The organism is Shewanella sp. SM73 (assembly GCF_025653795.1).
GTDB lineage: Bacteria > Pseudomonadota > Gammaproteobacteria > Enterobacterales > Shewanellaceae > Shewanella > Shewanella oncorhynchi.
This window is the reverse complement of record NZ_JAKKRY010000001.1, coordinates 169681-181268: the sequence shown is the minus strand read 5'-3', so window position 1 is coordinate 181268 and position 11588 is coordinate 169681. Positions and strand designations below refer to the sequence as shown.

The 11588-nt window shown below is 43.5% G+C and carries 9 protein-coding genes; 4 read left to right on the top strand and 5 right to left on the bottom strand.

The window, feature by feature from the left end:
- Window positions 1-25 precede the first annotated feature (25 nt).
- Window positions 26-2209, bottom strand: coding sequence for a prolyl oligopeptidase family serine peptidase (locus tag L5M51_RS00810; RefSeq protein ID WP_263171139.1), 2184 nt, complete (start codon window positions 2207-2209; stop codon window positions 26-28).
- A 761-nt stretch (window positions 2210-2970) separates the two neighbouring features.
- Window positions 2971-3840, bottom strand: a complete 870-nt coding sequence (gene motY, locus L5M51_RS00805; protein WP_113938782.1) for a flagellar protein MotY — start codon at window positions 3838-3840, stop codon at window positions 2971-2973.
- A gap of 141 nt (window positions 3841-3981) precedes the next feature.
- Here motY and rnt point away from each other — a divergent pair, with 141 nt between their 5' ends.
- Window positions 3982-4662, top strand: coding sequence for a ribonuclease T (rnt, locus tag L5M51_RS00800; RefSeq protein WP_263171137.1), 681 nt, complete (start codon window positions 3982-3984; stop codon window positions 4660-4662).
- A 101-nt stretch (window positions 4663-4763) separates the two neighbouring features.
- Here the strand turns inward: rnt and L5M51_RS00795 are convergent, their stop codons facing one another.
- Window positions 4764-5369, bottom strand: coding sequence for a peroxiredoxin C (locus tag L5M51_RS00795; RefSeq protein WP_006081247.1), 606 nt, complete (start codon window positions 5367-5369; stop codon window positions 4764-4766).
- A 385-nt stretch (window positions 5370-5754) separates the two neighbouring features.
- Here L5M51_RS00795 and L5M51_RS00790 point away from each other — a divergent pair, with 385 nt between their 5' ends.
- On the top strand, window positions 5755-7074 hold the full coding sequence (locus L5M51_RS00790) for a Na+/H+ antiporter family protein (protein ID WP_263171135.1): 1320 nt from the start codon (window positions 5755-5757) through the stop codon (window positions 7072-7074).
- A 176-nt stretch (window positions 7075-7250) separates the two neighbouring features.
- Here L5M51_RS00790 and L5M51_RS00785 read toward each other — a convergent pair whose 3' ends face one another.
- Together L5M51_RS00785 and upp are read right to left on the bottom strand one after the other, a co-directional pair.
- Window positions 7251-8657 carry a GGDEF domain-containing protein gene (locus L5M51_RS00785; protein ID WP_173496536.1) on the bottom strand — a complete coding sequence of 469 codons (1407 nt, stop codon included), beginning with the start codon at window positions 8655-8657 and terminating at the stop codon, window positions 7251-7253.
- A 253-nt stretch (window positions 8658-8910) separates the two neighbouring features.
- Window positions 8911-9537, bottom strand: a complete 627-nt coding sequence (upp, locus tag L5M51_RS00780) for a uracil phosphoribosyltransferase (protein ID WP_011789711.1) — start codon at window positions 9535-9537, stop codon at window positions 8911-8913.
- 330 nt (window positions 9538-9867) lie between these two features.
- Between upp and purM the strand changes: the two genes are divergently transcribed.
- Both purM and purN read left to right on the top strand, forming a co-directional pair.
- Window positions 9868-10905 carry a phosphoribosylformylglycinamidine cyclo-ligase gene (purM, locus tag L5M51_RS00775; RefSeq protein WP_113938786.1) on the top strand — a complete coding sequence of 346 codons (1038 nt, stop codon included), beginning with the start codon at window positions 9868-9870 and terminating at the stop codon, window positions 10903-10905.
- Window positions 10905-11549, top strand: coding sequence for a phosphoribosylglycinamide formyltransferase (purN, locus tag L5M51_RS00770; protein ID WP_028760357.1), 645 nt, complete (start codon window positions 10905-10907; stop codon window positions 11547-11549). Before purM ends, purN begins: the two co-directional genes overlap by 1 nt.
- The last annotated feature ends 39 nt before the right edge of the window (window positions 11550-11588 follow it).

Sequence of the window (11588 nt, the reverse complement as noted above, 5' to 3'; positions counted from 1 at the left end):
GACCCCATTTTATTAACATAGTTAGTTATTTTGCGATAGCTTGTGGCAAGGTTAAGCCAAAACTCTGCCACAAGAAACTGTAGATGTCGGCAAATTCGTCGATCTTCATCGCCGTGGGCTTACCCGCTCCATGACCAGCATTTGACTCGATACGCATAATGACTGGTTTATTGCCCTGCTGTTTCTCCTGCAGCATGGCCGCAAACTTGAAACTGTGTAATGGCACAACACGATCATCATGATCCGCAGTCATTACCATAGTCGCAGGATAAGCTTGTGCTTTTACATTATGATAGGGCGAATAAGCCAATAGCGCAGGGAATTGCTCTGCTTTATCGGCACTGCCGTATTCACTCGTCCAAGCCCAACCAATAGTGAACTTGTGGAAACGCAGCATATCCAAGACGCCCACCGCAGGTAATACGGCAGCAAAAAGTTCAGGACGTTGAGTCACAGCAGCGCCCATCAACAGACCACCATTACTGCGGCCATAGGCACCTAACTTAGAGCTGTTGGTGTATTTTTCGTTTACCAGATATTCAGCAGCAGCAAAATAGTCATCAAACACATTTTGCTTTTTGTCGAACATCCCCGCTTGATGCCAGCTTTCGCCATACTCAGCGCCGCCACGTAAACTCGGCACGGCATAAATGCCACCCATGTCTAACCAAGCGATATTAGCAGGGCTAAAACGTGGTGTCATCGAAATGGCAAAACCACCATAGGCATAAAGTAATGTCGGATTTTGACCGTTTTTCACTAAGCCCTTTTTATAGGAGAGCATCATAGGCACACGCGTACCGTCTTTGCTGCTATAGAAAACCTGTTCAGAAACATAGTCATCGGGATTAAACGAGACTTTGGGTTTAGCAATGACGGTTGAACCGCCAGTTTTAAAATCAAACTTATAGGTGGTTTCAGGCTGAATATAACTATTAAACACATAATAGAAATAATCTTTGCTGGCTTTACCAAAAGGCCCTGCCACATTGCCAAGACCAGGCAATGCCACATCTTGACGCTTCTGACCACCCATACTGTAAATCGATAATTGACCTAACACATCATGTAAATAACTCACCACTAAATGGTCATTAATAATGGCGACATTATTAATCGGATCTTTAGACTCAGGAATAATCGTTTGCCATTGCGATTTATCACTATTGCGGGTGTCAATCGCAATCACTTTACCATTAGGCGCCTCTAAGTCGGTTTTGAAATAAAACACTGAACCATCATTACCGAGAAACTCATATTCAGCTTCTAATTTGAGGATCAATTCCACCACTTGGGATTTAGGCTCAAATAACGATTTATAGAAGAAACGATTACGCTTATCCGTACCTTGAGAAATCGACAGTAATAAGTATTCACCTTTCTCAGAGACATCAATGCCAAAGCCCCAATCTTTATTCTGTGGACGCTCATAAATCAATAGATCTTGATGTTGGTCTGTGCCTAATTTGTGGTAATACACTTTTTGGTTAAAATTAACGTCAGCTAAGACATCACCCCCTGCTGGGGCATCATAACGGGCGTAGAACACACCTTGGTTTTCTTTATCCCACACTGCGCTAGAAAATTTAATCCATTTCAGTTCATCGGCCAGTTTCTTACCGGTTGCAATATCAACGAACTGCCATTGTTGCCAATCTGAGCCAGAATTTGAAACGCCATAGGCTAAAATTTTACCGTCATTACTCACTGCCACGCCGGATAAGGCAACAGTACCATCCGCAGACAGTTTATTTGGGTCAAGAACAGGCTTTTCAACACCATCTAAACCTTTAACGTACAAAACCGATTGCGCCTGTAGGCCATCATTACGGTAGTAAAATTGATTGTCGCCGTTTTCAAACGGAGCAGAGACTTTTTCGTAATTCCAAAGTTCTGTAATACGTTCGACCACAGCTTGTTTATTGGGGATCTTAGCGAGGTAGGCTTGACCAAAGTCTTGTTGTTCTTTTACCCACTCTTCAGTTTCAGGCGTATTGGCCTCCAGATGACGATAAGGGTCGGCCACTGCGACACCATGAATGGTTTCGACGAGGTCATCTTTTTCAGTAACAGGGTAAACGAGTTTAGTTGCGCTTGCCTGCTCAGTCGAATTTTGCTCAGGTGCATTGCCACTTTGGCAGGCACCGAGTGCCATCCCCAATGTGGCCACTAACAAACCTTGCTTTGCAAGGCGAAATCTTAATGCCATCGTGTTGTCGTCCTTCTTATGGTTTCGGGCTTAAGGCCTTTTCAGCAAGTACTATACAAGCAAAAAAAATCATGGCAATGGCGTAACTTAATATGAAGTTTTTTAAGCTGTATCGTGAATTTAACAAAATAGCAGCAAGGATAAGCTTATTGAAGTGTATTATTATGCATTAATAGTGAGTTATAAGTTATTAATCAAGGTAAATAGTGACTTAAGTGATATAAATCACCTTTATAGCCATTAGAATTACTAATGTTTATGGGCAATTTTTCTCGTTTGTTTTACAACAGGTTTCCCAATAGAATGTGCTTGTTTTCAGGAGATAACTGCTTGCAGATATCGAAAACAAAGAACTTTTAAACTGGTGTGTTCCCAACACTTCAGTTTCTTTTCTGGTTCTTATGCTTGACTTCCTTCCTTCAATTTGTTGATTGCAAATGCATTATTTTTGCGGCCCGCTTAGTTTAAGCGGGCTTTTTTTTTAGCATTTCAAACACTATCCTGATTATTGCAACGGCCAAGTTTTATACTTCATCTATATTACTCGTACTTATCCCACTCTCGCTTTCTGCAGTACTTGTTGAGGTGGATATGTCATATCTACAAATTAAAAAATCTCATTATTTTTACCCATACGCGCAAATTGAGCGAATCATTCGATTAAAGTGGCATAATGCCTGAACTCTCCTTCTTTTAAAAACGACAATGCCAAGTCATAAACTTGGCATTGAAAAATACTTAAAACCTAGGTAAAACAAACACTACAAAGGTTTACTGATCCGTATAACAACACGACGGTTACGCGCCCTTTCATCCATATCATCATTGGAGGCCACGTGACGACGCTCACCATGCCCGAATGTGACAATACGATCTTGAGGAATACCACTGGCAACAAAGAACTCTTTTACCGACGCAGCTCGTGTATCCGACACTTTCTGGTTTACTGAACGGCCACCATAACTGTCGGTATACGCATCCACCAGCACTAACTCTACCAAGGGATCATAGGCTAAATATTCTTGCACCCGAGACAGTTGTTGCTGGGAGAAACGAGTTAAATCGGTACCGCCTTCATCGTAATTTAATACAGTAAAAGCAATATCTTCAAAGCTATAGGGCAATAAATGCGCTAGACAAGCTTTAAACTCAGTATATTTACGGCCAAAATTAGCTGAAGACAAACCCACAGCTATCTTATTCGACTCATTATACCAATCAGCATAGTAGAACGTTGGTTCCATACCGCGACTCAACTCTGCTAACATAGACCAAGCTGCGCGCTTAGGCACTTCCCCGTTAAAGTACTTTTGATAATGTAATGAAGTGATCTCTTTCGATACCACACCAGGACGCCACTGTGGCGCACGGCTAATTAATTTCGCCTGCGTCACTTGATCAGGTTTTACCCACATATCTAAGGTAAAAGTCATATTCTGCTGTTTACCCGCTTCACTGGTAAAAATTGCTTTACCGTAAGAAGGAATATCATGCTCAAGGCGACAGACGATGGGAGTATTTTCACTCACTCGCCACTGAGAATCACTTAAAGAGGCGACATAATGGCGCAACTCTGCCATTGCAGTTGCTGGAACGCATAAAATTGATACTAATATCAGTTTTCGCCACATAGCCTTTACTCATGTTTAATCGGTTACATGGCTTTATCGGCAAACTATTTAGTTCCTTTAGCTCATAAAACCACCAATCAAGCATGACACACCCCAACACATTTAGCATAATAGCGCCCTGTGAATTTTCTTGAGTACTTTATGAGTGACATTTGCGACGCGAACAAATTGAAATACCGATTTCGAGGCTACTTTCCCGTAGTCATTGATGTCGAAACTGCGGGCTTCAACTCTCAAACCGATGCGTTGCTAGAAATTGCCGTCACCCTACTAAAAATGGACAATGAAGGTGTGATAGGAATCGATAAAACCCTACACTTCCACATTGAGCCCTTTGAAGGTGCAAATTTAGAACCCGAAGCGTTAGCATTCAACGGTATTGATCCCACTAATCCGTTACGGGGAGCGGTGAGCGAGAAAGAAGCCTTTTTAGAAATCTTTAAAGCCGTGAAGAAAGCCCAAAAAGCCTCCGACTGCCATCGCAGTATCATAGTGGCGCACAATGCGGCATTCGATCATGGTTTTGTGAGTAAGGCGATAGAACGTTGCGACTTAAAACGCTCGCCGTTTCATCCTTTTGCCACCTTTGACACAGCTACGCTTGCCGGACTCGCCATTGGTCATACCGTACTTGCCAAGGCATGCATTATGGCGGGTATTCCCTTCGATAATAAAGAAGCCCATTCGGCGCTATATGATACCGAACGTACCGCGGAGCTTTTTTGTCACATAGTGAATCGTTGGAAATCATTAGGTGGCTGGCCGTTACTGGCCGTGGATGCGCAGGATGCGCAGGATGCAGAAAGCGGTACTGTGGAATAAATTGAACAGTTAACAATAGATCTTCAGCAATGAAAAAACAAAAAAGCTGCCATTGGCAGCTTTTTTCATTTAACAGGCGACTGTGATTAGAAAAGTACTAATTACAGTGAGCTTGCGTTTTCAGACAGGTAAGCAGCAACACCTTCAGTGCTTGCATTCATACCTTTATCGCCTTTTTCCCAGCCAGCAGGACAAACATCACCGTGCTCTTCATGGAATTGCAGTGCATCGATCATACGTAGCATTTCATCAACGTTACGGCCTAATGGCAGATCGTTAACAACTTGGTGACGAACCATGCCTTCTTTGTCGATCAAGAATGAACCACGGAAAGCCACACCCGCTTCTGGATGCTCAACATCGTATGCTTTGCAGATTTCATGTTTAACATCAGCCACTAGCGTGTATTTAACTTGGCCAATACCGCCTTTTTCAACTGGGGTGTTACGCCATGCATTGTGGGTAAACTGAGAATCGATAGACACACCAATCACTTCTACGCCACGCTTAGTGAACTCTTCCATACGGTGATCAAAAGCGATCAACTCTGATGGGCAAACGAAAGTGAAGTCAAGTGGATAGAAGAATACGACGGCTGGTTTGCCTTTGATGGCTGCAGTCAAGTTAAAGCTATCAACGATTTCGCCAGAACCTAATACAGCTGCAGCAGTAAAATCAGGAGCCTGACGGCCTACTAATACGCTCATTTTATATCTCCATCTATGAGTTGAACTAAGTGTAAGGCAAGATGCCTTCTAGCCAGTATGTTCTCAACCTAGGTCAAGTTAAATCCTTACTGATTAAAAGGTGTTCTTACCAATCAAATCCTTAGGCATTATAAGTCGTGTGCTGTGCCTTACAACCTATTTAAGACCAATATCACATTTTTCAAGGGTATTTCCGTTTTGCCTGACTAAGGATAGAGCAATCTGCGTATCCTGTGTGCGGAGCAATCCACATTCGGCTAACAGACAAAACCCAGCATGATCACATTTTCAGATATTTTTCAGATAAGCCCTCGGCAAACTGGACATCCACTGCCTTTGCAGTCGAAAATAGCTCCTTTGGCTTAAAGAATTAAGAAAATTGATAATGAATGCAGTCGTAATTGCAGTGTGCTTAATGTTAGCACTCAGTTTAGCTAGGGTGAATGTGGTTATTGCCCTGACCGTGAGCGCCCTCGTGGCGGGATTGGTAGGCGGAATGGATCTGCACCAAACTATAGATGCCTTTAATACAGGCTTAGGTGGCGGTGCACAAATTGCGCTCAGTTATGCATTATTAGGTGCTTTCGCTGTCGCACTATCGCATTCAGGCTTAACGACGCTGATTTCCAGAAGCATCATTAGTAGCCTTGGACAAGATCCTAATCCCACAAACACTAACTGGATACGCTGGTTACTGCTGTTATCGCTACTCGTCATGTCGATGGCTTCACAGAATATTTTACCGATCCATATCGCCTTCATTCCGATTTTAGTGCCACCACTATTACATGTGATGACCAAACTGAACATCGACCGCCGCCTTGTGGCTTGTGTTCTAACCTTCGGCCTAGTCACCACCTATATGATTTTACCGATTGGTTTTGGTGGCATTTTCTTAAATGATATTCTGCTTTCCAACTTAACCAGCAATGGCTTAGCCGCTGCTCGCGAGCAAATTCCGCCAGCCATGTTAATTCCAGCGGCGGGTATGGTCGTAGGGTTACTCACAGCAGTATTCATCAGTTACCGTAAACCTCGGACTTACGACGAGGCAAAAGTGTTAGTCGCTGAACCTGAAGAAAATCTCAACAAACGCAATATCATCATTGCTGCACTGGCGATATTAGCCACTCTCGTCGTACAACTTGAAACTGACTCTATGATTTTTGGTGCATTAGTCGGCTTCATGATTTTCAGTTTTTCGGGTGCCTTGAAGCATGTCGCCGACCAAGATATCTTCAACCAAGGTGTGCGAATGATGGCCAATATCGGCTTTATCATGATTTCAGCAGCTGGCTTTGCCGCTGTAGTGAAAGAAACCGGTGAAGTGGGTACGCTTGTGGCCTCGCTTAGCGACATCATTGGGGATAATAAAGCCCTCGCAGCCTTCTTGATGTTACTGGTTGGTCTACTGATCACTATGGGAATTGGGTCGTCTTTCTCCACCATTCCAATTATCGCGACGATATATGTACCATTGGCATTAAGTTTTGGTTTTTCAGTAGCGGCCACAATCGCGTTAGTTGGCACTGCCGCCGCGCTGGGTGATGCGGGCTCGCCAGCATCAGATTCCACCTTAGGTCCCACTGCAGGTTTGAATGCCGATGGTCAACACGATCACATTCGTGACAGCGTGATACCAACATTTATCCACTACAATATTCCACTATTAGTGTTTGGTTGGATTGCAGCCATGGTGTTGTAAGTGTTATCGCAGATGTTTACATTACCGTATTAGAAAGTAACAACAGCGCGGCATTCTCCGCGCTGTTTTTTATCTCGGGTATTCACTTTATTGCGGGCAGCTGGTTAACTCACTGATTCACTCGATAACTCACGTAATAACTCACGTAATAACTCACGTAATAATGAACGTGATAATTAAGGTGTCGGGTCAAGTTTGCGACTTCCTTGCTTATTCTTTTTATCCTCATATAACGCTTTATCCGCCGCTTGTAGCACTGCCTCAAAGGAAGCATAATCTTGCGAATCAGCCACACCGCAGGAGACTGTCAGCACATTTAAAAACTGCCGCTCTGCGACCGCCTGACGTAAATGTTCAGCCAACAATAAGGCCCGTTCAAAAGTACAATTAGCCAAGATGACGACAAACTCATCACCGCCGGTTCTGATTAACAAATCATTTTCTCGAAATACACTGCGCATCGCATCAACAATTTGCATGATCGCCATATCCCCGAGTTTATGCCCATAGGTATCATTAATGGTTTTGATTTTGTCGCCATCCACGCAGATCACCGCATAATGCCCCTTAGTCGCGACATCAAACAGTGTGGTCTCATAGACTTTCTTATTATAGGTTCGAGTAAAAGCATCCAATAACATCGCTTCACTAAACCGTTGGCGCTCAGTATGAAGTTTCCTAAAACGATTGATATTAATTTGAACAAAGAAGATCACGATAGATAACAAAAACCACAGGGGTAAATTCCACACAATGAAACGAAATATACTGATTTTATATGTCAGTGAAGTCATGTTATCTAAATGATTTGTCATCGAATAAAACAAGAACTCCGGCGTCAGTTCAGCCCAAAGGCTATCTGTCGTGATCACCAACTCAGTACCATAATCCGTTTTCTGCAATTCAACATGTTTATTACGCATAAAAACCGACGTCATTAGGGCCGTGTCAGCAATAACATCACCGATGAAATGATTAGGATCATTAGATGATGAAATCGGTGATGCCATCGATAAAATGACTTTCCCACTAACTTCATCTTGATAAGGAATGGATAATACGATTCCATCGGCTAAGGACTCTGGGGTCGCGTCTTTCGCGCAATAGTGCAGACTCTGACAAAACTCATTCGTTGAAGTACGGTCTTTAATCAGCCGCGCTTTTACGTCCTCAGGAATTGGGGTGGCAAAATACATGGCATCACTGCGATAAAGTCCCACATACAGGAATATATCTTCGGCATTGGTCTTTTTACTGGAATAGAGATAATCAAAGTAGCGTAAGACTTGTTCTTCTTCTGCGGAAAGCACTCCCCCTTGCGGCAGCATTAATCTGGAAGGGTCAAGTTGAAAAAGCGCTAAAGAGGATTTATTGAAATCAATAATATCGTGCAGAGATAAGCTTTTACCGAGCAGTTCAATATAACTCGGTGTAAGTTGCTCATTTTTTACAAAAGACACAAAGGATTTATGCTCTCTATCGATTTTAATCGGTAATAGAATAAGTAGGAGTACGACAAACAAGAGGGTCGCAAATTCAAATGATCGACGCAATAATAACCAGTTGAGAGCCGAATTTCCCATAATTCCTCTTAATCCCTGTTCTACCGACAATGTACCTTGCACAAAACGTAAACTGCGATCAATAACATTGCAAAATAAGCCAATAAAAACAACTTCAATAGATAATTATTATTTAGCTTATTCTAAACTTTAGCAGCTTAAGATAAAGTTGTTATTTCTGTATTGAACAAAAACAAAAAGGGAGCCTAGGCTCCCTTACTGACCACATCCGCTCAATTGAGCATCAGCAACTCAGATTATTTAGCAACTTTGGCTATTTAGTACCAAAGATTTTATCGCCCGCATCACCAAGACCAGGCAGGATATAACCTTTCTCGTTTAAGCATCTATCGATAGCGGCAGTATATAATTCGATATCCGGATGCGCCGCTTCTAAGGCTTTAATGCCTTCAGGCGCAGCCACTAGCACTAAGGCCTTAATTGAAGTACAACCGCGCTTTTTCAATAAATCGACGGTCGCAATCATAGAACCACCTGTCGCCAACATAGGGTCGACAACTAAAGCGATACGCTCGTTCATGTCGCTGGCCAGCTTCTCAAAATAAGGCACTGGCTCAAGGGTCTCTTCATCACGGTAAATACCGACAACTGAGATACGCGCACTTGGAATGTGCTCGAGTACGCCGTCCATCATACCCAAACCCGCACGTAAAATTGGCACGACAGTGACTTTTTTACCTTTGATTTGATCGACCTCAACCGGACCATTCCAGCCTTCAATCGTCACCGTTTCAGTTTCGAAATCTGCGGTAGCTTCATAGGTTAATAAACTACCCACTTCGGCGGCTAGTTCACGGAAACGTTTAGTGCTAATGTCACCTTCGCGCATTAAACCGATTTTGTGACGCACTAAAGGATGTTTAACCTCGACAACTTTCATTTTTCTCTCCTGCTTATTTTTCGGCGTATTATTTTAGGCAAATTTTTCAGATTCTAGTTGATTTGTTTACTAGGTAAAACAGAAAGTTTTGCCATTCGGTCTAATCGTGAGCTATCTCCCAAGAATAATCCCCAATCGTCTAAGATACCTACTGTGATTTACTATTTTGTGATCAAACTTAAGACCTCTAAAAATAGAATATCTCGCATTCAGACCAAAAAAACTCCGCCGAGGGGCATAAATCCAAATCATGACTTTCGACCCCTAGCACAAGCTGGTAGAATACCGCCGCATAAAATCCAATAACGATGTACCCGAGAGGATCCCTCCGTGAGCACACCTACCCCACTGAGCTATAAAGATGCCGGCGTTGATATTGATGCAGGTAATGCACTGGTAAGTAACATTAAAGCAGCCGTTAAACGTACCCGTCGTCCAGAAGTTATGGGCAACTTAGGTGGTTTTGGCGCCCTGTGTGAAATCCCCACTAAATACAAACAACCGGTTTTAGTCTCTGGCACCGATGGTGTTGGGACTAAATTACGTTTAGCTATCGACTATAAAAAACATGACACTGTCGGCATAGACTTAGTCGCCATGTGTGTGAACGATCTGATCGTCCAAGGCGCTGAGCCACTGTTTTTCCTCGATTACTACGCAACAGGCAAACTCGATGTTGAAACGGCAACGTCCGTCGTCAATGGCATCGGCGAAGGTTGTTTCCAATCTGGTTGTGCGTTAATTGGCGGTGAAACCGCTGAAATGCCAGGCATGTATGAAGGTGAAGATTACGACCTAGCGGGTTTCTGCGTGGGTGTAGTTGAAAAAGCCGACATTATTGACGGTAGCAAAGTGGCAGCGGGTGATGCACTTATTGCATTAGCCTCAAGCGGCCCTCATTCAAATGGTTACTCTTTAGTACGTAAAGTATTAGAAGTGAGCCAAGCAGACCCTCAACAAGATCTCAACGGCAAACCGCTGATTGAACATCTACTTGAGCCAACCAAAATTTACGTAAAATCATTGCTCAAACTGATTGAAGCATCTGATGTCCATGCGATGGCGCACATTACTGGCGGCGGCTTCTGGGAAAACATCCCGCGCGTACTGCCAGATAATTTAAAAGCGGTTATCCAAGGCGATTCATGGCAATGGCCCGCTGTTTTCAGTTGGTTAATGGAAAATGGCAACATTGCAGAATACGAAATGTATCGCACCTTCAACTGTGGCGTCGGCATGTTAGTCGCGCTGCCAGCCGATAAAGTGGATGCAGCACTTGCATTACTGGCTGCAGAAGGCGAACAAGCATGGCTTATCGGTGCTATCGCACATCGTGAAGGCAATGAAGAGCAAGTGGAGATCCTGTAATGCCCCAGAGCTGTCGTGTAGTTGTATTAATTTCCGGAAATGGCAGTAACCTGCAAGCGGTTATCGACGGTTGCGATGATAATCTGCAGGCCGAAGTTGTCGGAGTCATCAGTAATAAACCCGATGCCTATGGCCTAGTGCGCGCCCATCATGGCGAAATTGATACCAGCTGCGTGATAGCTCACCAAGGTGAATCTCGCTCTGAATACGATGCACGTTTAATGACAGTGATTGAAAAGTATCAGCCCGATTTAATCGTGTTGGCGGGATTTATGCGGATCTTAACTGATGATTTCGTGAATCATTACCTAGGTCGCATGATCAATATTCATCCTTCGCTGCTACCTAAATATACTGGCTTAAACACCCATCAACGTGCCATAGACGCGAACGATAGCGAACATGGTGCTAGCGTGCATTTTGTCACGCCTGAGCTGGATGCAGGCCCAGTGATATTACAGGCCAAAGTGCCTGTTTATGAAGACGATACCGCTGATATGCTCGCCGCCCGCGTGCATGAGCAAGAACATGCCATTTATCCGCTCGTGGTGAAATGGTTTAGTCAACAACGTCTTAACATGCAAAATGGCCAAGCCTATCTCGATGGCAACCTTATCGGCCCAAGCGGTTACGCGCCCGATTAGTTCCACTTGACCGTAAGTTGTACCAATCAAAAAAATAGA